This is a genomic window from Kitasatospora sp. NPDC001660 (genome assembly GCF_053596725.1).
Window position 1 is genome coordinate 382,417 of record NZ_JBSFGU010000001.1, and the last position, 24,526, is coordinate 406,942.

Annotated in this window: 15 protein-coding genes; 10 read left to right on the forward strand and 5 right to left on the reverse strand. The window is 74.7% G+C overall.

Annotated elements, in window-relative coordinates:
- Positions 1 to 22: 22 nt before the first annotated feature.
- The 4 genes from ACWCXH_RS01570 to ACWCXH_RS01585 form a co-directional block, all read right to left on the reverse strand.
- Positions 23 to 1,048, reverse strand: coding sequence for an enediyne biosynthesis protein (locus ACWCXH_RS01570; RefSeq protein ID WP_449799279.1), 1,026 nt, complete (start codon positions 1,046 to 1,048; stop codon positions 23 to 25).
- Between the two features lie 5 nt (positions 1,049 to 1,053).
- Positions 1,054 to 2,901: a CRTAC1 family protein gene (locus ACWCXH_RS01575; RefSeq protein WP_449799363.1), complete on the reverse strand. Its 1,848-nt coding sequence runs from the start codon at positions 2,899 to 2,901 to the stop codon at positions 1,054 to 1,056.
- Positions 2,902 to 3,024: 123 nt separating this feature from the next.
- Positions 3,025 to 3,999: a DUF1702 family protein gene (locus ACWCXH_RS01580; RefSeq protein ID WP_449799280.1), complete on the reverse strand. Its 975-nt coding sequence runs from the start codon at positions 3,997 to 3,999 to the stop codon at positions 3,025 to 3,027.
- Positions 4,000 to 4,108: 109 nt separating this feature from the next.
- A complete protein-coding gene (locus ACWCXH_RS01585) occupies positions 4,109 to 5,107 on the reverse strand; it encodes a DUF1702 family protein (RefSeq protein WP_449799281.1) in 999 nt (332 codons plus the stop codon).
- A 237-nt stretch (positions 5,108 to 5,344) separates the two neighbouring features.
- Here ACWCXH_RS01585 and ACWCXH_RS01590 point away from each other — a divergent pair, with 237 nt between their 5' ends.
- Genes ACWCXH_RS01590 through ACWCXH_RS01625 form a run of 8 tightly spaced genes read left to right on the forward strand, consistent with a single transcriptional unit; the run spans position 5,345 to position 18,350 of the window.
- Positions 5,345 to 7,129, forward strand: coding sequence for a hypothetical protein (locus tag ACWCXH_RS01590; RefSeq protein ID WP_449799282.1), 1,785 nt, complete (start codon positions 5,345 to 5,347; stop codon positions 7,127 to 7,129).
- A 23-nt stretch (positions 7,130 to 7,152) separates the two neighbouring features.
- Entirely contained in the window at positions 7,153 to 8,331 is a 1,179-nt protein-coding gene (locus tag ACWCXH_RS01595) for a hypothetical protein (protein ID WP_449799283.1), read from the forward strand.
- Positions 8,332 to 8,336: 5 nt separating this feature from the next.
- Positions 8,337 to 10,967 (forward strand): hypothetical protein, encoded by a 2,631-nt coding sequence (locus tag ACWCXH_RS01600; protein WP_449799284.1) that lies wholly within the window; start codon positions 8,337 to 8,339, stop codon positions 10,965 to 10,967.
- Between the two features lie 28 nt (positions 10,968 to 10,995).
- Positions 10,996 to 12,288, forward strand: a complete 1,293-nt coding sequence (locus ACWCXH_RS01605) for a hypothetical protein (protein ID WP_449799285.1) — start codon at positions 10,996 to 10,998, stop codon at positions 12,286 to 12,288.
- A complete protein-coding gene (locus tag ACWCXH_RS01610; protein WP_449799286.1) occupies positions 12,285 to 13,826 on the forward strand; it encodes a vWA domain-containing protein in 1,542 nt (513 codons plus the stop codon). The genes ACWCXH_RS01605 and ACWCXH_RS01610 overlap by 4 nt, the downstream gene beginning before the upstream one ends.
- Positions 13,823 to 14,473 (forward strand): 4Fe-4S single cluster domain-containing protein, encoded by a 651-nt coding sequence (locus tag ACWCXH_RS01615; RefSeq protein ID WP_449799287.1) that lies wholly within the window; start codon positions 13,823 to 13,825, stop codon positions 14,471 to 14,473. Before ACWCXH_RS01610 ends, ACWCXH_RS01615 begins: the two co-directional genes overlap by 4 nt.
- Positions 14,470 to 15,849, forward strand: coding sequence for a hypothetical protein (locus ACWCXH_RS01620; protein WP_449799288.1), 1,380 nt, complete (start codon positions 14,470 to 14,472; stop codon positions 15,847 to 15,849). The genes ACWCXH_RS01615 and ACWCXH_RS01620 overlap by 4 nt, the downstream gene beginning before the upstream one ends.
- Positions 15,846 to 18,350, forward strand: a complete 2,505-nt coding sequence (locus ACWCXH_RS01625; protein ID WP_449799289.1) for an AAA family ATPase — start codon at positions 15,846 to 15,848, stop codon at positions 18,348 to 18,350. Before ACWCXH_RS01620 ends, ACWCXH_RS01625 begins: the two co-directional genes overlap by 4 nt.
- 1 nt (position 18,351) lies before the next feature.
- On the opposite strand, the gene ACWCXH_RS01630 is transcribed toward ACWCXH_RS01625, so the two are convergent.
- Positions 18,352 to 19,326 (reverse strand): hypothetical protein, encoded by a 975-nt coding sequence (locus tag ACWCXH_RS01630; RefSeq protein ID WP_449799290.1) that lies wholly within the window; start codon positions 19,324 to 19,326, stop codon positions 18,352 to 18,354.
- 126 nt (positions 19,327 to 19,452) lie between these two features.
- Here ACWCXH_RS01630 and ACWCXH_RS01635 point away from each other — a divergent pair, with 126 nt between their 5' ends.
- Positions 19,453 to 19,779: a CU044_2847 family protein gene (locus ACWCXH_RS01635; protein ID WP_449799291.1), complete on the forward strand. Its 327-nt coding sequence runs from the start codon at positions 19,453 to 19,455 to the stop codon at positions 19,777 to 19,779.
- Between the two features lie 3 nt (positions 19,780 to 19,782).
- Entirely contained in the window at positions 19,783 to 24,105 is a 4,323-nt protein-coding gene (locus tag ACWCXH_RS01640; RefSeq protein WP_449799292.1) for a tetratricopeptide repeat protein, read from the forward strand.
- The last annotated feature ends 421 nt before the right edge of the window (positions 24,106 to 24,526 follow it).

Below are 24,526 nucleotides of genomic sequence, written 5' to 3' on the forward strand. Positions count from 1 at the left end.
ACCCGGCGGGGGGCCGTGGCGGTCACGCCGCGACCTTTCCGCTCGCCCCTGCCGCCGTCCTGCCGGTCGCGGCCGTCCGCAGCCGGGTGGCCTGCTGTTCCTGCTGCCCGCGGTCGCGGAAGTGCACGTACCAGAGGTAGAGGCCGCGGATCAGGCAGGTGAGGGCGGTGGCGAAGAAGATGCCGTACGCGATGTGGGCGACCATGAACAGGGCGTAGATCAGCGCGACTCCGGCACCGAAGGCCATCTGGTTGGCGGGTTTGGACGGGGTGGTGCCGGGGTCGGTGATCATGTAGTTGGTGAAGAGGACGAACGCGACGCCCGTCATCATCGCGAGCGCGCCCTGGATCGACGTGCCGAAGATCAGCCCGCGCAGCACGGCCTGGAGGGCGAAGGCGGAGAGCCACCCGGCGATGAGCCAGGTCCGGCCGGTGAGTTTGGCGTTGAGGATGGTGCCGGACATCAGGATGCCGAGCACGATCAGCCAGCTGAACGGGGTGTTGGTGTGCTCGGTGAAGTGGTACGGCGGCGCGATGCTGGCCCACGGGAAGAGCACGAGGATGGCGGCGATGCCGAAGTTCGACGGGTTCATGTAGTGCCGCAGCCGGCCGCGCACCGGCACCCGCAGCACCCACTTGGCGCTGACCGCGAAGACGACGCCGAACATCATGACGAAGACCCGGTCGTTGACGTAGGTCAGCATGTTGAGCGCGAGGCCGGTGATGTGCGAGGGGTAGAGGAACTCCAGCACCCCGGGCAGGCCGTTGCCGAGGAAGCGCGGGCGCCGGCCCTCGGCCTTGGCGCCGACCAGTTCCAGCGCGATCTCGGTGCTGTAGGCGGTGGCGAGGGCGATCAGCGGCCAGGTCCAGGGCTGTTCGAAGCCGAGCACCGTGTAGCCGAGGATGTTGAAGATCGTGATCGAGATCGCGAAGCGGCGCAGCGCGATGACGACCTTGGGCTCGTGCCGGGAGGCGGTGGCCGACCTACCGGCGGCCGCTACGGGCGCCGCCGGGGCCGCGGGCGTGGTGGTGGGGGCCTTGTCTGCCATGTCCGTCACTTCTCCTTGGCCTGGCTGCCGAGTTGGAGCGAGTGCCACCCGGGGGTGAGCGTCACGGTCTGCTGGTGCACCTGGCCGTCGCGGTCGCGCCACTGGAGCTTGACCGGCATCGGGCCCGTGACACCCTTGCCGAGGCCGATGTGCACGTCGTGGCTGCGTTTGCCGGAGTGGCCGCTGCCGCCGTCGACGCGGTCGATGAGCTTGCGCCCGTCGGGGGTGGTGACCTCGATCTCGGCGCCGATCACCGGGGATCCGGGGGCGGGCGTCGGTCCGGCGGCGCCGGGGGTGTCGTAGGTGAGCCGCAGGCCGAGGTAGGAGCCCGTGTCGGGGCTGTCGTTGCGGTAGAAGACGGGGGCGTCCCACTGGCGGGCCACCGCGAAGTCGAGCTTGCCGTCGCCGTAGGCGTCGCCGGTGGCGATGCCGCGGGTGGGCACCGGCACGGCGAGGCCGAGGCGGCCGGCGAGGTTGCTGTAGTGGCCGTCGGCGCCCTTGACGAAGAAGCGCAGGGTCTGGTCGCCGCCGATGTCGTCGCCCGCCTCGACCCTGGGCCACCACCACGGGTTGTCGAGCAGGGCGTCGTTGGCGGTGGCGAGTTCCTGCAGCTGCGGCCAGCGGTTGGTCTGCCCCTTGACGAAGCCGGTGGCCTGGACGATCGCGAGCCGGCCGCTGTTGTCGAAGTCGCCCATCTTGACGTCCCAGCCCCAGCCGGACCACGCGGTGCCGTCCTCGGCGCTGCGGTCCTTGAACGGGGCGGTGCCGTGCGCGAGCTGGGCGCGCAGGTCGGCCTTGTCGCGGGCGGTGTTCATGAACTGGAAGTTGCTCTCCTCGATGCCGAAGGAGGTGGTGATGTTGCTGACGAACAGGTCGTAGAGGCCCTTGCCGTCGAGGTCGCCGAAGTCGACGCCCATGCCCTTGAAGGAGTCGTTGCCGAGGATCTTGGACTTGGGCGTGGAGCCGTCGCGCGGCCCGGTGACGACCTCGAACTTCGGGTGGCCCGGGGTGGAGACGTTGTAGAGCAGGCGGTCGTTGCCGAAGTCGTTGGCGACGTACAGCTCGGGCAGCTGGTCGCCGTCGAGGTCGATCGAGCTGGAGGCGAGCGACCAGCCGTGCTTGGCCTCCTCGGGGAAGGCGTCGTCGGAGCACTCGAACCTGGCGGAGAGCCTGTCCGCCGCGTTGCCGCCGGTCCAGCGGCAGATGTACTTGCCGCCGCTGTTCCGGGCGTGGGACATCGAGTGGTTCATGACCACGCCGCCGCTCACCCGGTCGTCGAGGACGGGCCCGTCGGGGAAGTAGTTGCCGATGAAGAGGTCCTGGTGGCCGTCGCCGTCGAAGTCCGCGATGCTGGCGGTGTTGGTGTTCCACTGCGCGCCGGTGTACGTGCCGTCGGTCGCGTTCGGGCCGGGCACGAGCTCGACGGGCTCGAAGGCGTGCGCGTCGAGCCGGGTGGCATCGGGCTTGCCGAGGAACAGGACCGGGGTGCGGCCCCAGTAGTAGACCAGCAGGTCGGTGCGGCCGTCCTCGTTGAAGTCGCCCGCCACGCAGCCCATCGGCGCGATGTGGTCGTTCATCGGCAGCGGGGACGGGTCGAGCGCGAACGGCGCGTAGTGCGGACCGTCGGAGCCCGGCACGGGCGTGACGTCGACCTGGTCGGTACGGGTGTCGACCAGGCACAGGTCACCGGACTTGCCGGTGCCGCGCAGGTCCGTCATGGTGATGGCCGCGCCGACCGAGGAGATCCAGGCGCGGATGTGCTCGTAGTCCTTGTTGACGGTGCGGATCGTCTGCTGCTTCGCCGCCGGCGGCAGCTCGATCGGCAGCGGCGTGAAGTGGAAGCGGCTCGCCATCGCGTCCTGCTCGGCGGCCGACGTGGTCGGCGGCAGCACCAGGAAGTAGCCGGCGACGATCGCCAGCACGGCGATGATGCCGGGCAGTTGCAGGCGGACCCGGCCAAGGAGGGTGGGCACCGGTCAGCTCCTTCCAGCGGTGGCGAACGTGTCGGCGACGGCCTGGCGCCAGGCCTCGTAGGACGGCTCCGGGCCGTTGGAGCGCCCGGTGGGGCGCAGGTCCTGGGTGACCTTGGCGGCCGCGGCGGCGTCGGTGCCGCAGAGCACCTCGGCGGCCAGCTCGGTGTGCGGGCCGAGCAGCCCGGCCCGGATGCGGGCCTCGCACGCGAACGCGGCGCCCTGGGCGACCATCGCCCGGTGGACGCCGGCCCGCTCGCGGAAGGCGCCCAGCTCCGCCTCGTCCACGCCGCCCGCGTAGGCCGCGGCGAGGCCGGCGCCGCCGTACAGGTCGGAGTGCCGGTGCTCGGGGAACCTCTCGATCAGCCCGGCCACGACGTCCGGGTCGGTGCCGCCGACGAACCACAGCGCCCGGCCGACGCCCTGGTCGATCGCGCGGTTCGCGTACCCGGGCGAGTCGTCGGCCGGCCACGGGAACGCCCGCTCCCGGAAACGGCCGTGGACGTACCGGTCGGTGCGGAAGTACGCCTGGTGGAATCCGTAGCCGTCGAGCACCAGCCAGCGCAGCAGCGGGTCGAGTCCGGTGATGTCCGGCCAGCGGAAACGCGGCAGCCGCGCCATCGCCCAGCCGATTCCGACGTACACCATGTAGTGGTGGTCGGCCCCCCGCCCGGCGAGGAATCCCCCCACCCAGCCGCGGCCCTGCAGCGGCAGCCCGTCCAGCATGGCGAATCCCATGCCGGCCCCCTCGTAGGCGAAACCGCGGAATCGGGTCGGGACGGTTTCCAGCCGGTGCTCCGCCTCGGCCGGCGCACCGGACTCCACCGCGTACGCATATCCTTCGAGAAAACGGCTCCCGACGGTTTCGAGGAGTTCCCGGGCCGCCGGAGACTTCTCGTGGAAACCGCGCCTGGCCAGCTTGGTCTCGGCAGTGTTCGGCGTCAGCACGCGCCGCCGTAGTGTCCGCAACGGGCTTGGCACTCTGCTCTCCTTTCCGTGGTACGGAGATTGACGAGCCTTACCCTGGATAATTCCCGTTCCGGCGGACGGCCGCTTCTTCGCGAATGCTCTGGTCCTTCTCCCGAAATGCTCAGCTTCCCGAATTGCGGGGGGCGGGCGCGGCGAACCGCTTGCGGACGTTCGCGCGCCACGCCTCGTACGCCGGCGGGTCGGCGGGCGAGGCCGCGTCGGCGAACACCGCGCACTCGTCGCCGAGCGCCGCGGCGTCCGCGGCCGGCAGGCCGGTGAGCGCGAGCGAGGCCTCCTCGCCGTGCTCGGGGACGAAGCCCGCGTACACCCGTGCCTTGGCGGCGAACACCGACCCCTGTGCCAGATCCGCGCGGTGCCCGCCCGCCTCGTCGGCCAGTTCCTTCAGCTGCGCGGCGCCGCACCCGCCCGCGAACGTCGCGGCGAGTCCCACCCCGCTCCACAGGTCGGCCTGCCGGTGCTCGGCGAACTTCGCCACCGCCGACGCCACTTGACGGTGCTGCGCGCCGTGGATGAACCACAGCGCCCGCCCGATCCCCTGGTCCACCGCACGCGGGAAGTAGCCCGGCGCGCCCTGCCACGGGTACGGACTGGGCACCCGCTGCTCGTCCACCCAGCGCCGGGTGTGGAAGTACGCGAGGTCGAAGCCGTAGCCGTCGACGGCCAGCCAGCTCATCGTGGGGTGGTACGGCGTGCCGGACAGGTCCGGCAACACCTTGGACCACAACCGCCGGGGCAGGCGCGCCATCGCGAACCCGATCCCGATGTAGGCGAGGAAGACGTGCGGCTGCCCGGCCCCGGTCAGGAGGTCACGGGTGCGGTGGCCGCGGCCCATCGCGTCCAGGACCGTGAAGGCCATCGTCGCCCCCTCGAAGGCGAACCCGCGCTGCTCCGCGTCGACCAGGCGCAGCCGGTCCTCGACCTCGCGCGGCCCCCGGGCCTCGATGCCCCACTCGAACCCGCACACCACCGCCTGCGGCACCGCCTCCAGCCGGCGCGTCACCGGCGAGGCCGCCACCGGGAACCCGCGCCGGGCGAACGTCACCTCCGCCGGCGAGGGCGCCAGTGCCAGCCGCCGCAGCGTTCCCAGGACCGTCGGCATGTTTCCCCTCCACACCCCGCCGTCCCGTACGGCGGCACGGTTACATGCTCGGCGGCGCGTCCGGTTTGCGGCATCTTCCGTGTTGCGCTGCGGTGGAGTAACCGGTCCGTACCGTTTGACCGAACGACCTTTGCTCGACCGGGTGTTGTGCCACCATGAGTGCCCCGACGGGGAGACGGCGGCTTTCGGCCGATCTCTGCGGCGGTCCGTGCGCGCGTGTCGAGCTGGAGGCCAAAGTTGATCGGGGGCTCGAACGGGGTCGATCGGGCGTGTCCGGTCTGCCACGGTCCGCAGGGTGGCCGCGAGTTCTGCACAAGCTGCCGCTGGCGGCTGGAGGACGAGGTCCACCTCGGCGAACCCACCCCGGACGACCTCCGCCGCGAGGAGACGGCGCTCGCCGCCGCCCGCGCCGAATGGGACGAGCAGGCCGCCGTCCTCGCCGCGGGCGACCCCGGACCGGCCGGCGAGCCCGGCCCGGCGTGGGACCGGCTCCTGGAGGAACTCGTCGAACACCCGGACGCCGTCCTCTGGTTCGTCGAACTCACCGACGAACGCGTGGGGTTGATCCGGGCCGAGGCCGACCGCAACGGCATCCCCCGCACCGTGGACGCCGGCGGCGCCGCGTGGACCGCCCTCGCACCCGGGTTCGCCGAGGACCCCGCCGACCGCGCCTTCCAGCTCGCCGGCGGCATCGGCACCCACCCGCCCGTCGACCGCACCGTCCTCGACGACGCCGTCCTCCGCCTGCTCGCCACCCTGCTCCCCCACGGGCGGCGCCACCGCACGGTCCTGCTCACCCAGCGCCCCGACTGGCCACTCCTCGCCCGCGCCGCCGCGGCCGCCCGCACGCTGCGCGCGCCCGACGCCCAACTCGGCCCCACCACCGGCGGCGTGGCCGGAGTGCGCCGCCTCCTGCGCGGCGCACCACTGCACCGCGACCACTCCCTCGTGCTCGCCGACGTCGACGCGCTCAGCGGCGCCGTCCGCCCCGAGGCCAAGCTGCTCTTCCCGGCCGGTGCCCGGCTGCGCCCCGGCGAGACCGTCACCGTGCCGGTGACCGTCCACGGCGGCGTCGACGCGGACACGATCGTCACCCTCCCCGTCGTCGCCGCCGGCAGTGACACACCGCACGACGCCGTCTGCGCCCACGGCGTCCGGCTGCCCGCACTGCGCTCCGCCGACCTCACCTTCGTGCTGCACGGCCCCGGCGAGGTCGAGGTGCTGCTGCCCGACGGCTCCACCGCCGAGCCCGTCCGCGCCGACCTCGACACGATCATCGCCGCCCTCCCCCGCCGCCTCGCCCGCCCGCCCCGCCTCCACCTCCTCCTCGCCGTCGAACTCTGCTACGCCGCCTCGCCCGACGAGGCCACCGCCCGCATCGACCACGCGCGCGACCTCGTCACGGCCCTCAGCGGCCCGGAGGGTGCCGCCGCAGGCGTCGACGTCGGCCTCGTCGGCTACTACGACCACCACGTCCGCGAGAGCCCGTACGCGCCCCGGGGCACCCTGCTCGACACCCTGCCCCTCGGCCCGCCCGCCGCCGCCCTCGCCACGCTCGCCCGCTGGCGCCCGCTGCGCCGCCGCCGGGACACCACCTCGGCGCTGGAGGACGCGCTGAAGGCGCTGCGGCAACTCGCCACCGCGCCGCCGTGGGCGCCGCCCGGCCGCCCGCGCCCGCAGCGCACCGCGGTGATCCTCGGCGCGCGCCCGCCGGGCGAGCCCACCCAGCGGGACTCGGTGCCCGCCTGCCCGCTCGGCGTCGACTGGCGCGCCGAGCTGGCCGGGCTGCGCGAGGCCGGGGTCCGCGTCCTCGCCCGGCGGGACGGCCCTACCGCCGGACGGCCGACCGAACTCGCCCGCCAACCCCTGTGGGACCACACCGACCTGGCCTGGCACACGATCGGCACCGACGGTGCCCTCCCGCCCGGGCAGCCGCCCGCCGTGACCGCCCTCGACCTGCTCCCGCCCTGGCACGTCGACGGGCCGCCCTGCCGGCTGGCCCTGGCCCGCTCCCTGCTCTGACCGCCGCACCGAGGAGACCCCCGATGTCCAACCAGCCCGCCCCCTCGTCCGACCAGGGCGCCGCGTCCAAGGACGGCCGGTCGCCGGAGTCGGACGCCGGCCCGGCGTGGGAGGGCCCGCAGACCGTCGGCGGACCGGGCCTGCGGCCCTTCGGCCCACCCCAACCCACCATCCCCGACAGTTACGCCGCCACCGTCCCCGCCCCGAACGGCAAGGCGCAGGACGGCAACCTGCCGCCGCTGCCGCTGCCCGCGCCGCCCGGCCGCATCGGCCCCGACGGGCCGGGCTCCGTCCGCATCGGCCTGTGGGGAGCACCGCGCTCCGGCAAGACCACCTTCCTCTCCTCCCTGCCGATCGCCGCCATCCAGCACGCCCGGCACGGCAAGGGCAACTGGCTCATCAGCGGCATGACCAAGGAGGCCATCGACTTCCTCAACCGCGGCATGCGCCTGCTCGCCGTCGACCGCGGCTTCCCCGGCGCCACCTCCGCCACCCAGGGCATGAGCTGGTCCTTCCAGGGCGAGGAGCCGCGCAAGCTGGCCGGCACCAGGCAGATCGGCTTCGTGCTCGACATCCACGACGTCAGCGGCGAGGTCTTCCGCCCCGAGCATCCCGGCCACGAGACCATCGTCGACCAGCTGGCCTCGGCGGGCGGCATCGTCTACCTCTTCGACCCGCTCCTGGACCGCGAACACTCCACCCAGAGCCTGGAGTTCTTCTACGCGACCCTCAACGCGATCACCAGCCGCGTCCGCGACAGCCGCGGGATGATCGGCGGCCGGCTGCCCCACCACATCGCCGTGTGCGTCGCCAAGTTCGACGACCCGGTGCTCTTCCGCCCCTCCGTCGAGGCGCGCTGGGTCACCCAGGACGGCGTCGGCGCCCGCATCCCGCGCGTGCCCTCCGAACTCGCCGCCGGCTACTTCGCCTGGATCTGCGACACCTTCCGCGGCTCCAGCGCCTCCCTCGTCCGCGACGCCCTGCACACCTACTTCCACCCCGACCGCATCACCTACTACGCCACCTCCGCCATCGGCTTCCGCCTCAACGCCGACGGCATCTTCGACTACCGCCTCTACGCCAACGTCGAGCAGGTCGGCGGGGAGCCCCGCATCGCCACCTCCCCGCAGCCCATCAACGTGCTGGAGCCGCTGATCGACCTCGAACGCCGCATCCGCTCGCGCAAGATCAAGCTGCGGTGACCGCCGTGGAACGACCCGACACGCAACAACCGGACGCGCGGCGACGACCCGAACCCGAACCCGTCACCGCCCACTGGGCCGTCCTCGGAAAACACCCGGGCCGGGCCATGGGCTACGAGCTCCTCGCCGCCAGCCTCGACGAGGACCGCGCCCGGCGCTACCTGTGGGGCGCGCAGACCGGCACCCCCGAGGTCCGCCGCCCCGACGAGAGCGGCGGACTGCCCTGGCGCGTCTTCCTCAGCGGCGTCGAGGGCGAACGCACCGCGGCCTGCGCCCTGATCGAGCAGAGCTGGGACGGCACCAGCGACGGCACCGGCGCGCCGATCGTCACCTCCCGCCTGCTGCTCGTCGAATGGGCCCAGGGCGCCGCGCGCGGCGTCACGTGGTCCGCGCTCACCGACGCGGCCGCCGCCGTGCGCTGGCCGAGCCCGGACGACGGGCCGGCCCGACCGCTGCGCCTCGACCTCGGCGGCCTGTCCGTCTCCTCCTCGGCCGCCGAACTCGCCGCCGTCATCGAGGAGGTGGGCTTCGACTGGACGGCCTGCGTCGCCGCCCTGCTCACCGACGGGCACCGGATCACCATCACCGCCGACGGCCGCAGCCTGCCCACCCCCGAGCAGCGGGTGCGGATCGTCGACGCGATCGCCGCGCTGCTGCCCTACGGCTGCCGGCACTGGCTCAGCGGCGCGAGCTGGACCGGCGACTCCGACCACAAGGTGCAGCTGACCTTCGCCGAGAGCGCCCGCACCGGCCGCACCGCCGTCCGCTACGGCACGGCCACCGCCCAGCCCACCGATCCGGGGGCCGCCGCCTACCTGGCCGAGCTGAAGCGCCTGCGCGCCAAGGGCTGGACCAGCAGGGAGCTCGTCGCCCACCTGCTGGCCGCCACCGCGCCGATCCACTGGAGCGACGGCCCCGGCATGCTGCGCGTCCTGCGCGAGGTCGACCTCGTCGACGCCGTGGTGGCGGCGATCCGCGAGGGCACCGCCCGGATCGAGGACGTCGCCCACGTCCTCGAACGACAGGGCCTCGGGCGGCTCGACGCCGACGGCCGACGGGACCTCTTCCTCTTCCTCGCGCGCGCCGCCCGCCCCGGCAGCGGGGCCCCGTGCGACGAGCACGCCGTCCGTCTGCTGGGCGAGCACTGGCCGGCCGAACTCCCCGAGTGGACGGCCGAATCCGTGCTCGCGGACCAGGATCCCGACCGCGGCTTCGCCCAGGCCTTCGCCTGGCTCGACCTGCTCCGCGAGCTCCGCGGCCCCGGCTCGGCCGCGTTCACCGAGCTGTTCACGGCGCTGACGGACCCGCGCCGGCCGGGACCGGTGGCCATGCCGCGCCAGAAGTGGATCGGCGGCGCGGCACTCGCCGCCCAGCAGGCCTTCGGCGCCGAGGCCGAGCCCGCCGACCGCGTCCTGATCGCCCACCCCGAGATCGGACGCGAGTGGGCGTTCGCGGCGCTCGCCAGCGGCGGCCCGGACCCGGTGGCGCTCGACCGCCTGCTCCGGGCCGCCAAGCAGGAGCGGCTCCCGAGCGCGACGGGCTGGCTGCGCTTCACCGCCTACGTGTGCGGGGCCGTCGACGACCGCACCCTCGTCCGTGTCAACGACGCGGCGGACTTCGGGTCGGCCATCCCTGCCGCACTCTGGAAGGAGCTCCTCGAACTCGCCGTCCGGCACCGGCGGCCGCTCGTCGTGTCGCACCTGTGGCCGTCCTACTGGGAGGTCGCCATCGGGCCGCGCGGTCCCGAACTCGCGGCGCAGCTGGCCCAGTCGGCCGCGTACCTGGAGGCCGAGGCCGGGCCGACGCGCGCCGAGTACGCGGCGGAGCTGGACCTCCTGCGGCTGGTCGCGGCCCACGGCCAGGGCGTACCGGTCGCCGGCCTCGAACGGCTCCTCGCCCGGGAACCCGCACCGCCACCGGGCCGCACGCCCCCCCGCGGCCGGGGCGCCGGACCCGCCGAGGCCTACGCCGCCCGGCTGTCGGAACTGCTGTCCGCGGCCGCCTCCGACGCGCTCTGGCAGCGCGTCGTGGAGACGCTGCTCGGTCCCCGGCCCGACCCCGGCCGCTGGTCCGTGACGCGCCTGCTGGCGGAGCGCCACCTCCGGGGCCAGGAGGCGCTGGTGCAGGCCCTGGACAAGCGGTTGCTCGCCGGCGAGGCCGTCTGGCTCGAACTCGGCCTGCCGCCCGCGGTGACCGACGCCCTCGACAAACTGCCCGGGATGCACTCGCTCAACGCCCGCAACAAGGTCCGCCACCTCCTCCACGGCCCGGCGGCCCCCGTCCAGCTCGGCATCGCCCTCGCCGACGTGCACGCCGGCGGATACCCGATCGACCTGGCGACCGAGCTGCTGCCCGCCCTGATCAGGTGGGAGACCGAGGAGGTGGACCTCCTCCTCGCCGAACTCTGGTACCGGGCCCACCCCTTGGCCCAGCGGCTGTACCACGTCATCCTGCAGACCCAGGCGGCCACCCGGCTGCGCCTGTCCCTCGTCAACCTCGCCCACCAGGAAGTGCAACGCCAGCAGTACGCCCAGCAGTTGCTCCGCTACGAGGGCTGGCACGGCTCGGCCTCGCCCCCCACCGGAACGCAACCGGGCAAACGCCGCGGTCCCATCGGCCGGATCTTCGGCAAATGACCCCGAGAACCGCCAAGGAGCATGCCCGATGACCCTCGCCGTCGACGTCGGCGCGCGCTTCGTCCGGCTCGCCCACGTCCGCCCCGACCGCCTGCCCGCCCTCGCCGAACTGCCCGGCACCGTACCCGGCGAGGGCGTACCCGTCCCGGCCGGGCGGGACCCGGCCCGGACACTGGCCGCCGCCTGCACCGCCTTCCGCGAACGCCACGGCCCGCCCTCCCAGGTGGTCCTGGTCGCCCCCGAGGCCATGCCGCCGGTCCACGCCCGCCGGATCGCCGAGGCCTTCGGCCCCTCGACGCCGGTCATCGAACTGCGCCCAGCCGCGGCCGTCCTCGCCCTCCTCCGGCACAACGGCCAAGCACTGGACGGCACATGGGCCGTGTGCGCGATCGGCACGACGACCGTCGAGGTGAGCGTGTGCGTCGCCGCGCAGCGCAGCGTGGGCGTCCGGCGGTTCGTGCGCCACACGCCGGACGGCGGCCTCGGCGCGGCCTTCGACGCCGCCCTCCTCAACACTGCGATCACCGGCGGTGGCCCGGCCGACGACGCGGCCCTCACGGCGCTGCGCGCGGCCCGCGGCGCACCCGGCGCCGCCGCCCGCTGGGAGCGCGTCATCGCGCGGGCCGAGCAGCACCCGGCGCGCTACGACGACATGGCCGTCCTGTGGATCGGCGACCGGGAGGTGCCCGCGGGGACGGCCCGGCACGCCCTCGCCGTGCTGCGCGAGCAGGTGGGCCACACGGCGGCCGAGGCCGGGCTCGACGGCCTCCCGGTCGTCGCCGTGGGCGGCCCGGCCCGCATCGCCGCCGTCCGGCGGTCGGCCGCCGGGGCCGGGCGGGCGGTCGAGCTGCCCGCGGCGGCGGACCCGGCGCTGGCCGCCGTCCTGGGCGCCGCCCTGGTGGCCGCGGGGCTCGTCGACCCGGCCGACCGGTACCCGTACGAGGTGCTGATCGGCGCCCGGCGGGTCCGCCACGGGCGGCTCACCGCCACCGAGTTGACGCTCTGCGGGCCCGGTCGCCTGGTGCCGGGCGGCGCCACCGTCTTCGCCGAGCGCGGCGGCCGCCGGCTCGCGGTCGGCGGCGCGGGCGAACGGCCGCGCGAGGCCGAGGTGCGGGTCCGCGACGCGGCGGGCGGGCCCGCCGTACGGGTCGGGGCGGTGAACCTGCCCGCGAGCCGGGAGGGCGAACGCTTCCACGTCGGGATCGCGATGGCCGCGACCGGCCGCACCCGGCTCGTGCTGCGGCCCACGGGCGGCTCCGGCGAGCCGCACGAGTACCCGCTCGGCGAGCTGCCGAGCGTCCTTGAGGGAGACCGCCGTTGAAACCGACGCGCACGGCCCGACTGCTGGCCGCGCTCCTGCTGACCCTCCTCCCGCTGGCCCTGCTGCGGCCCGGCGCCGCACACGCGGCCGACCCGAGCCGGCCCACCCGCGCCGAGGTCTACCAGGCCCTCGGCCTCGAACACCAGCCTGCCGACTACGTCGTCCTCGTCGACACGTCCCCGTCCATGACGCAGCAGGGACGCTACGAGACCGTCCGCCAGACGCTGCAGACCTTCCTCGCCGGGCTCACCAGCACCGACCACGTCGCCCTGTACACCTTCGACAACACCGTCGTCACCCGCTACATCGGCGCCGCCGGGGATCCGGCGGGCATCCTCTCCCGCCTGCCCGCCGCCCCCGGTCCGAACGGCGACACCGACATCGGCGCGGCCCTCGACGCCGCCCTCGGCGAGCTGGAGCGCAGCGACGCCCTGCCGATCGCCTCCGTGGTGCTGATGACGGACGGCGAGAACGCCCCGGGGGCAGGCACCGCCTACCCCGTCGCCGCGACCGCCACCTGGACGGCCGCCCTGCACGCGCGCGCCGCCAAGCTGGCCGGGCACACCGACCTCGTCGGCTACGCCCTGCCCCTGGCGACGGGCGCGACCGGCGCGCAACTGCTGCGCCAGGTCGTCACGGACACCCGGGAGCTCGTGCCCGGCAGCATCCAGGACCTCGGCTCCTACCTGCAGCGCGCGGGCGACGACACCCGCCTGCGGCAGGCCCGCGCGATGCTGGCGCCGGACCTCGGCCAGGGCGTCACCGTGTCCTGGTCGGGGCCGGACACGATCGACCTGGGCAAGGGCGAGGCGACGGGCACGCTCTCGTTCACGTCGCGCACCGCCCGTCTCCCGCTCTCCGTCGACGGCATCGGCGTCACCGTGCCGGGCGGCCGGATCCGGGTGTCGGGCCTGCCCTCCTCGGTCCTCCTCTCCCCCGGGTCGACCCAGTCCTTCCCTGTGCGGATCACCGGCAGCTTCGAGAGCGGCCTGCTGACCCCGCAGCACGTCGAGCACGGGACCGCCGCGCTGGAGGTCACGGCGACGGTCGGCTCGCCGTGGCAGCCCGTGCTCGGCCCGGACCTCCAGCTGAACATCCCGCCCACGGTCCAGCCCGCCGACCTCCAGGTGAAGCTCTCCGGGCAGGTCGGCTCCGCCGCGACCCTGCCGCTGTTGGTGGGCCTGCCGGTGCTGGTCCTGCTGGTGCTCGTCCTCGCGTGGCTGCGGGTGTACCGGCCCGCGCTGAACGGCGTGCTGCTCGTCGAGCCGGCCTTCGGCGAGCAGATCCCCGAGCACGTCCCGCTCACCGGCCGCCGGGTGCAGCTGCGCCCGGCGCTGGGCGGTGCCGGGCTCGTGCGCGGCCGGCGCCGGATCGGCGAACGCGGCTCCCGGATCGACCTGCGCATCCACTTCAGCCCGGACGGCTCCCAGGCCCGCGCGAGCTCCGTCACCTGCGCCCCCGGCAGCCGCGTGGTGGCCGCGGGCACGGCGTTCGTCTACCAGCCCGCGCCGACCGATCCCCCGGGGAGGCCGTCATGAGCACGGCCCTGGTGAACGTCGCCGCGACCCGCGTCGGCACGCGGGCGCTCGGCCCAGGGCTGCGCTCGGTCGTGTGGGTGCAGGGCTGCCCGTTCACCTGCCGCGGCTGCATGTCCCCGGACTGGATCCCCGAGCGGCCCGCCCGGTTCGTCGCGCCCGAGGCCCTCGCCGCCGAACTGCTGGCGGACGAGCGGGTCACCGGCCTGACGCTCTCCGGCGGCGAGCCGATGGCCCAGGCCTCCGCCCTGGCCGAGACCGTCGAGTTGGCGCGCGCCCGGCGGGACCTCTCCGTCCTCTGCTTCACCGGCCACCGACTGGAACGTCTGCGCGAACACCCGCCGCACCCGGACGTCCCCCGCCTGCTCGCCCTCGTCGACGTGCTCGTGGACGGCCTCTACGTGGCCGCGCACAACGCCGGGCGCGGCCTGCGCGGCAGCACCAACCAGCGGGTGCACCGGCTCAACAGCCGCTCCCAGGCCGAGGATTACGACTACGAGAACGGCCCGCGCAGCGCCGAGATCGCCCTCGACGGGCCCGAGGCGCTGCTCGTCGGCGTGCCGCCCACCGGCCTCCTGGAGGCCTTCGACACGGCCGTCACCACCGTACGGAACAGGATCGCGCACGCAGACCCCGGGAGGGAACCATGAGCGGCCGCAAGCAGATCCAGGTGGACGAGTCCCAGTGGTACCGCCTGCTGAAGAGCGCCGACGAGCTGAAGACGGTCCGCCGGGACCTCCCCAAGCTCATCCAGGGCGTGCGCGAGCAGGCCCGCGCCGACATGGCCGGCGAGTTCGAGGCCGTGCGGCGCCGCCAGCAGCAGAGCGAGGAGGCCGTCCGCCGGCTCAGCGACCAGAACCGCGCACTGGAGGAGGAGACCAACCGGCGGCTTCACCAGCAGGCCGCCGACCTGCACCAGCGGCTGACGCAGACGGCCGGGGAACTGCGCGCCGAGACGCGCACGCAACTCGACGAGCAGCGGCGGAAGTTCGAGACCGACCTGGCCGCCGAACGCCGGGAGCGCCGCGCCGAGATCGCCGGACTCACCGCCGACGTCAAGGAGCTCCAGCACGACCGCACCAGGGCCGAACAGCTCTCCGCCACCTGGCTCGACGACGCCGGGTCCATGGCCGACCTCATCGCCGACACCATCCCCCACGAGCGTTACGCCCCGGGCGAGTTGGCCGGCGTCCGGATGCGCCTCGGCCAGGCCCGCGGCAACCACGACCTCGGCCGCTACGACGCCGCGCTCGCGGTCACTCAGGAGGGCTACTACACCCTCAGCGAGCTCCGCGTCCGGATCGAGCAGGCCGAACTGCTACGCCGGTCCTGGCAGTCCGCGGCCGTCCAGGCGGTGCTGCTGGTCGAGCAGCAGGTGCGGTGCAGCGCCCAGCTGCCGGTCGTCGGGCCGGACCAGCAGGAGATCCCGGGCTACTCCCTGGACGTGGACTTCTGGTCCGCCGGTGCCCTGAGCGAACTGGGCGAGCACCTCGCCGAACTGCTGGAACGCTGCCGCGACGAGGCCACCACCGCCGAGGAACTGGAGCGCATCCGCCGGGTGGAGGCGCCCGCCCTGGAGGCGCAGCTGGCCGACACCGTCCGGCAGGCGCGCCTGTGCCAGCTGGCCTCGCAGATCCGCGTCAACCTCGCCGACGAGGTGGTCCAGGCGCTGGCCGAGACCGCGTTCTACGCCTACGTCGAGGACGACTTCGTCGGCGCGGACCAGCGCGGCGCCCACATCACCCGGCTCCGGCACGAGACCGGCAGCGAGATCGTCATCGACATCGACACCGCCGACCCGGCCTCGGGCCGCAACGTGATCCGGGTGATCTCCTCCGACCGCGACACCGAGGCGGAGGCCGACCAGCGCGCCCGCGCCGAGGCGGTGCGGCGGATGCTGGAGGCGGGCGGCCACCAGGCGCACGCCCCCGTCCCGATGCCCCGGCTCGAACCCGGCACCCCCGACCTCAGGACCGACGACCCCCGCTACGACCTCCGGCACCAGCCCCGCGGCGAGGGCGCGTGACCACACCACCGCGCGGCGAACGCTTCCGCGACCTGCGCCTCAGCACCGACGAGCCCTTCACCGTCCTGTACGGCCCCGGCGTGGACGACGTCTTCGTCGCCCCGGACTACCGGGTACGCACCCTGGAGGAGACCCTCTGGGAGCTGCTCCACGCCGAGGGCTACCAGCGCATCGTCTACTCCTCGCTCAGCCGCCCGCTCTACTTCCGCGACCCGGAGTCGCGCCGGCTGAGCCGGCCGGGCGGGCAGCCCGAGCCCGCGCAGCCCGGCCGTGCGATGCGGCGGCTGCGCGGACCCCTCGGCGCCGTCCGGCTGTCGCCCGGTCCCCCGCCGGCCGCGGCGCCCGCCCCCGCCGGCGGCATCGCCGACCCCTTCGCGGTCATGACGCACCTCGGCCAGCTGCGCCAGCGCGAGGTGCGCACCGCCGTCGTCTACATCCAGGCCGAGGAGACCCTGGTCCACAACGAGGCCTCGCGCCAGCTGGCCAGCGCCCTCGCCGACCGGGCCCAGGACCGGCTCGGCCGCAACCGGTGGATCTTCGTCTTCCGCCGCTCCACTCTGGAGGAGGTCGAGCGGGTCGTCGCCGACCGCCGCGTCTACCCGGCGCTCGCCGCCTTCCTCCGCACCGAGATCGACCAGCCGTCCAGGGGCGGGGCGTTCCGGGTCGGCTACCCGGACGAGTCCGAACTCGACCGCATGGTGCAGCAGTTGCGCCTGCGCGAACACCTGCGGATCGGCGACTGGCGGGAGCTGGCGCCGCTGGTCCGCTCATTCGCGAGCAGCCCGCGCCGCGCCTCCGCGTGGCGCGAGGACCTGCGTCCGCTCATCGCCGACGGCGCCGCGCTCGACCGGCGGACCGTCCTCGAACGGCGCCTGGTCACCACCGTCACGCCGCACGACGAGAGCCCCTGGACGCGCCTCGACGCCATGCCGGGCCTGGAGCCCGTCAAACGTCACCTGCGCCGCCTGCGCAACCGGATCGAGGCCGAACGCGCCCTGCCCGCCCGGCGCGACGCCGCCACCCAGCACCTCCTCTTCACCGGCAACCCCGGCACCGGCAAGACCACCGTCGCCCGCCTGATCGGCGAGATCTACCGCGACCTCGGTCTGCTGCGCCGCGGCCACCTGATCGAGGCCGACGCCTCCGACCTGGTGGCCGGCTACGTCGGCCAGACCGCCGAACGGACCAACGCCCTGGTCGACCGCGCCCTCGACGGCGTCCTCTTCCTCGACGAGGCCTACGCGCTCAGCGACCAGCGGGAGGGCTTCGGCGGGCAGGCGATCACGGCGCTGCTCGCCCGCATGGAGAACGACCGCCACCGGCTGGTCGTGGTGCTCGCCGGATACCCCGCCAAGATGCGGGAGTTCCTCGCCGCCGACCCGGGCCTCGACCGCCGGATCAGGGCGTGCATCGAGTTCCCCGACTACGACCCGGCGACCCTGCTCACCATCCTGTTCGGCATGTTGACGGAACGTCAGCTCAACCCGACGAAGGAGGCGCGCGAACTGCTGGAGCAGGTCGTGACCGGCATGCACCGGGTCGCCCGCGAGGGTTTCGGCAACGCGGGGGCGATGCGCCTGCTCGCCGACGACCTGTTCGACACGTGGGCCGGCCGCGTCCAGCGGCAGGTGCACCTGCCGCTGCTGCCGCAGGACCTGCCCGAGCGGTACCGGGCGTACCCCCCGAAGCCGGTCCCCACCACGGCCGACCTGCTCGCCGAACTCGACCACCTGGTCGGCCTGCGCGAGGTCCGCGAGTACCTGATCGGCCTCACCGAGCGCCTGGCCCTGCGCCAGGCCCGCGGCCTGCCCGGCACCGCCCTCCCGCACATGCTGTTCCTCGGCCCGCCCGGCACCGGCAAGACCACCGTCGCCCGCCTGGTCGGCCGGATCTGCCACGCACTGGGCCTCCTGCACACCGACGAGGTCGTCGAGGTGACGCGCGCCGACCTGGTCGCCGAGTTCGTCGGCCAGACCGCGCCGCGGACGCGGGAGGTGGTCCGCTCCGCGCTCGACAAGGTGCTGTTCATCGACGAGGCCTACATGCTCGCCCCCGGCGACGGCCGCGACGACTTCGGCAAGGAGGCCGTCGACACCCTCCTGCGCGAGATGATGGAGCACCCGGGCCGGCTCGTCGTGATCGCGGCCGGCTACCCGCGCGAGATGCAGCGCTTCCTCGACGCCAACAGCGGCCTGCGCTCCCGCTTCGGCGAGACGCTGCACTTCGCCCACTACCCGACCGACGACCTGGTGCAGATCCTCCGCGCCCAGGCGGCGGCCCAGCGCTACCGGCTCTCGGACGACGCCGCGCACTGCGCCGCCGCGTGGTTCGACGCCCAACGCGCCGCGCACCCGCACGACTTCGGCAACGCACGGGCGGTGGGCGGCCTGCTCCGGACGATGGAGACGCGGCTGGCGCGCCGCCTGGGACCGGGCGGCTGGGACGGCCCCGCCGAGGAGCCGATCACGTTCGCGGGGGAGGACGTGCCGCCGCCGGCCTGACTCACCGGTCCGCCCAGGACAGGGCGGCGTGCGCGCCGTCGTCCGCCTGCTCGCGGCGCTCCAGCAGCCCGGCGAGGATCTCGTCCACCCGCGTGAGCCTGGTCTCCAGCGAGGCCGCCAGCGCCTCGGCCTCCACCAGCGCCGAGCGGGCTTCGCCGTCCGACCCGGCGCCGCCGTCCGCTTCGACGCCGTCCGGCGCGAGCGCCCGGGCCAGCTCCACGTCCGCGTGGGCGTGCAGGCGCAGCGAGGCGAGCTGCTCGACCCGCCGGGTGCGCACCGCGTCCAGCCGGTCCCGCACCTCGGCCAGCCTCGCGCCGCTCTCCTCGAACCGCCGCTGCTCGACGGCCAGTTGCCCGTCCACGTCCTCGGCGCGGGCGAGCCGGTCCCGGGTCTGCGGCGAGAGCGCCGCGAGCTGCTCCTCGGACAGCCGCACGAGCCGGTCGGCGCTCGTGCGCAGGACGTCCTCGACGCCGGTGTCCTTGCCGCGCAGGGCCAGCAGCCTGGCGGTGATGGCCTCCTGCTGCCGGGCGATTGCGTCGAGCGCCGAGACGATGCGCTCCAGCCGCCGCAACTCGTCGACCTGGCGGCGCAGTTCGGTGTGCTCGGCGAGCCGGCGCCGCAACTCCTGCTCGCGCTGCTCCAGTTCGTCGAGCGCCTCCCGCTCGGCCTGCACGGCCCGCTTGGCCGCCCGCAGCCGGTCCGCCAGCTCCCCCACGTCCCGCCGCACGGCGGCCCCGGCGAGCACCGCGTCGAACAGCACGTCGACCGCGTCCCGCAGGCCCTCGCCGGCCGTCAGCGCGTCGTCGAGCTCGTACAGCGCCTCCAGCGCGGACGCCCCGCCGGGCCCGCCGTCGATCCCGCGCAGCTCGGCGCACACCCACTGCAGCGCGGCTCCCAGCACCCGCAGCGAGGCGACGACCTCGCCGTCGCCGACGGCTTCCAGCGCCGCCGCGATCTCCCGCCTGGCCCGCTCCATGCCACCCCCCAGCCGCGCCCGTGCCCGGCCCCCGATGGTATCGGCGAAACGCCCCCTGAGCACCCCCGCCCCCCGCTATCCTGCGACCGTCGCACCACCGCACGACGTCACCAACTGGGGGTCACCATGCCGGAGTTGCTGCGCTTCCAAGGACCGGACGACTCCTCCCTCGTGGTCGAGGTCGACGACGACTCCCCCGGGATCCAGCTCGTCTCCCGCGGCGACGAGGGGATCGCCGAGGCCGCGCACCGCCTCGACGCCGCGCTCGCCGCCTGCCGCCCCACCCTCGAATCCGTCCTCGCGGTCCTGAAGCACCTCAGGCCCGAGGAGATCGAGGTCTCCTTCGGCATCAAGCTCAACGCGGAGGCCGGCGTCGTGATCGCCAAGACCGCCACCGAGGGCCACTTCGACGTCACGCTCAGCTGGACGTCCGGTTCGGCGCCCACGAGCTGAGCCGTGGCGTCCAACCCGGCCCGTGCGCCCTGGGTCGTCAGCATCCAGCCGCACGGGCGCAGCCTCCCCGAGGGCGGCGGCACGCTGATCTCCGACCGCCTCGTGCTCACCTGCGCCCACGTCGTCGACCCGGGCACCCCCGCCGAGCCCCCGGACGGCCCGGTGCTCGTCCGCTTCCCGTTCCTGCCCCCGCACGAGCCGATCCCCGCCCGCGTGCTCCCCGACGGTTGGCACCCGCCCAAGGACTGGACCGGCGACGTCGCGATCCTGCGGCTCGACGCCCCCGCGCCGCCCGGGGCCGATCCCGCGCCGCTGCGCCGCACCGACGCCGACGTGTTCGGCCACACCTTCCGCGCCCACGGCTTCCCCGCCGAGCACAAGGTCGGCGGCGTGCCGATCCGCGGCGAGATCGTCGGCTACGCCGAGGGCGACTGGCTCCAGCTGGAGTCGACCGCGCAGACCGGCTGGGCCACCGAGCCCGGCTTCTCCGGCGCGCCGGTGTGGAACAACACCCTGCACGCCGTGATCGGCGTCCTCGGGCGGCGGCAGAAGCCGGGCCGCGCCGACCGCCGGGTGGGCTTCGCGCTCTCGCTCGACCCGATCGTCCGGCTCTGGCCGCCGCTCGGCCCGCTCGTCCACGACATCACCGAGCAGGAGCGCCGCGAGCGCCTCGCCCGGCTGCTCGCCGTCCCGCTCGCCCCGTCCGGCGAGCTGCCCCGGCTCGACCAGGTCGACCCGCACGACCTCGGCGTGAGCGAGTCCACCTACACCGCGGGCGGCTACGAGCCCTACGTCGAACGTCCCACCACCGACCGCGAGTTGGACACGGCCCTCGCGGCCGGTGGCTTCGTGGTCGTGCTCGGTCGCTCCAAGGCGGGCAAGTCCCGCACCCTGCACGAACGCCTGAGCCGTGCCCGCGGCGCCGCCCGGCTCGTCGCCCCCCGGCGCGGCCGGCGCGACCTGGAGGAGCTCGCCCGCGCCGGCCTGCCGCAGTCCCCCGGCCAGGTCGTGGTCTGGCTCGACGACCTGCACCACTACCTGCTCTCCGGCGCGCTCGACGCCCACGCCCTCGACCTCCTGCTCCACCACGACCCGCCCTGCCTGGTCGTCGGCACCCTCACCCACCGCCACCGCGAGGAGCTCGCCGGTCTGGAGAACGAGGTCGGCCGCGCCACCCGCGAGGTGCTGCGCCGGGCCGCCGTCGTGCACCTGCCCCGCACCCTCACCGACGAGGAGCGGCAGAGCGCCTCCGAGCTCTACCCGCAGGAGGACTTCTCGCTGCGCGGTCTCGGCGAGATGCTCGTCGCCGCGCCCGCTCTGGAGACGCGCTACGACGCCGGCCAGGAGAGCTGCCCCGAAGGCCGGCTGCTGGTCCGCGCAGCCGCCGACTGGGCGCGCATCGGAGCCCCCGTCCTGCTCGACGAGCCGACCCTGCGCGAGCTCTTCGACGAGTACCGGCTGCGCTCCCCCGAACTCGACCTGGACCCCGGCGACGAACCCTTCCGCACCGCGCTCGCCTGGGCCCGCGACCGCGCGCAGGCGGGCATCGCCCTGCTCGTCCGCGCCCGCGACGACGCCGGACAGCCCGGCTACGAGGTCTTCCCGTACATCGCCGAGTACCTCGACGCCGCCGCCGACGCCACCCCGGTCGACGACGCCACCTGGCAGCTCGCCGCCCGGCTGCTCGGCGGCGCCGACCTGCTCACCCTCGCCATGGTCGCCGTCATCCGCGAGCGCGCCGACGTCGCCGAGGAGCAGCTGCGCCGGGTCGTCGCCGAGGACGAGGACGACGACCTCACCGCGGGCGCCGCCCTGTTCCTCAGCACGATCCTGATCTACCGCCGCGAGTTCGCCGAGGCCGAGCGGCTGCTGCAGCGGGCCGCCGACTCCGGGCTGCAGGACGTCGCCGAACTGGCCCAGAGCGAACTCGGGAGCCTGCTCTCCGGCCGCGGCGAACACCAGGCCGCCCGCGTCCTGCTGGAGCGCGCGGCGTCCGCGCAGGACCCGGACATCTCGCTGCTCGCCCAGATCGCACTCGCCGGCGTGCTCTGGCAGCTGGGCGAGATCGACCAGGCCGAGCGGCTGCTGACCGCGGTACTCGCGCACGGCGTCGAGGAGATGCCGCCGCAGGCCACCGCCCGACTCGGCCAGGTGCTCAGCGGCCAGGGCAGCACGGCCGTGCTCGCCGAGGCGCCGGGGATCGCCGGGCCGGAACACGGCAAGCGCGTCCCGGCGCTGCGCTCCGCAGCGGCCCGCGCCGAGCCGCCGGCCGACCAGCCGTGGAGCCTGTCGCGGGCGGTCGGCACGTCCGTCGGCTCGTCGATCTCCGGCATGGCCCGCGCCGGCCTGGGCGGGCTGCTGGTCGGACGGGGCGAACTCGACCGCGCCGAGGAGCTGTTGCGCTCGGTGCTCGCGGACGGCAACCCCGAGGCCCGCCCGATCGCCCAGGGCGCGCTGGGCGAGCTGCTGATCGTGCGGGCCCGCTACGGGGAGGCGGCGGAGCTGCTCGAACTCGCCCTCGCGAACGGCGGCCCGTGGGTGGAGGTCGGGGCGCGGCTCTGCCTCGGCGTCGCCCGTGTCCACCTGGGCCAGACGGACGAGGGCATCGCGCACCTGCGCCAGGTCGTCGACACCGGCCACCCCGACCGGGCCCCGGAGGCCATGGCCGTCCTCGGCCACTGGTACCTGGGGGCGGAGGATCACGTCGAGGCGGAGCGGTGGCTCCGCCGGGCCATCGCCACCGGCCACCGTGACTGGAGCCCGATGGCCCGGACCGGCCTCGCCTGCGTGCTCTACACCCGGGACGGGGACGACGCGGCCACCTGCGCCCTGCTCACCGACGTGGCCGCCTCCGGCCACCGCGACGAGGCGCCCCGGGCCGCCGGCCTGCTCGGCGACGTCCACGCCCTGGAGGGCCGCGCGGCCGAGGCCGTCGCCGCCTACCGGCAGGCCATCGCCACCGGCCACCACGTCTGGTCCTGGCACGCCCGCATCGACCTGGCCTTCCTGCTCGCCGGGGCACACCACAACGCCGGCCCCGAGGGCGACTTCGACGATGTCCCGGAGGCCCTCGCCCTCCTCGCCGAGACGTCCCGCTCCTCCCACCCCGACCTCGGCCCGCGCGCCGCGGACCTGCAGGGCGACCTGCTGGTCGAGGTGGGCCGCCCCGAGGAGGCCGTCGACGCCTACCGCCGGGCCATCGCCACCGGCCATCCCGAGTGGTCCCTCGTCGCCCGGATCGACCTCGCCACCCTGCTGGTGGACCTCGGCCGGCCCGAGGAGGCCGAGACACTCCTGCGCGAGCTGATGGCCTGCGGCCACCCGGTCGCGGCGGGCACCGGAGTCGCCCTGCTGGGCGTGCTCCTGGTGCTCACCCCGGGGCGCGACGCCGAGGGCGTCACCCACCTGCGCACCGCCGTCGACACCGCCACCGGCCCGCCCCTGCAACTCGCCCGCTTCCACCTCGCCGCCCACCTCCTCGCCGGCGACGACACCGCCCGCGCCGAGGAGCTGCTGCGCGCGGTGGTCGACGACGAGCCATCCGACGTCACCGGGGTGGCCCGCGCCCGGCTCGCCGCACTCCTGCTGGACCGCGACGACACCACGGCCGTCGCCGACCTCCTGGCCACCGACGACAACCCCGTCCCGGCCTACGTCTCGGCCGGTGAGGACCTGCTGGAGGTCGGCGAACTCGACGCCGCCGTCCGCCTGATGGAGACCGCCCGGGATCTGCCGGCGAGCCCCGACACCCCGCGCGCCACGACCATCCTCGGCATCGCCCTGCGCGCCCGGGGCGACTTCCGCCGCGCCCGCGACGTCCTGACCGAGGCCCTGGAGACCACCGAGCCCGAACTGCACCACCTCGTCCGCCGCTACCTCGGCAGCACCCTGTTCCGGCTGCGCGACCTCGCCCGGGCGGAAGAGGTGCTGCGCCCGGTCGCCGAGGCGCAGGACAGCCCGCACCGCCCGGAGGCGCTCCTCCTGCTCGCCCAGGTCGTCGACAGCGTGCCGGACCGCGAACAGGACGCCGCGACCTGGTTCGAGGCCGCCATCCGCTGCGACGACCGCGACGTCGCGGGCCGCGCCCGCGTCGACTACGCGATGCTTCTCCAACGCCTGGGCGACGAGACCCGCGCCCGCGAGGTGCTCGCCATGACCCCCGAGGAGCCCCCTACCGCCCTCGAACCCGTCGCCGTCGCTCCTCCTCCCGAGCCGGGCGGCCTCCCACCCGCCGTGCTCCTCCTCCTGGCCGAACTCGCCGACGCCGAGGGCGATCCCACCGAGGCCGCCTACTGGCGCACCCGCGCCGGCTCCGCCGACCGCTGACCCTGGCACCACTGCCACACGTGTGCAGGCGAGCGGATTCGCTGGAACGAGCAGGGGCGGCGACACTCCCATGGCAGCAACCGAGAACCCTCGGTCGATCCGCAGGCGAACTGCTCGGTCGGTCAACTGTCAACGACTTTGGGAAAGGCTCGCTGATACCGCCCACTGATTCTGCTTACCCGTCGGGCGCCGCGATGCAGCCCCGATGCTGTTGCGGGAGTGACGTGGTGCGTGGCCTTCGGCGGTTCGGGGGCCGAGTCTCGGTCGACTGCCCGAATTCGGGCAGATTTCTTCCCAGTTCGCGAACCGCATGCGTAGGCTTCAGCCACTTCCCACCTCTGACGATCGAAACCGTCAGGCAGTCACATGTGCCACGGGACCAATTCCGTGTTTCCGGGCCGATGCCACTCCGAGGTGGTGC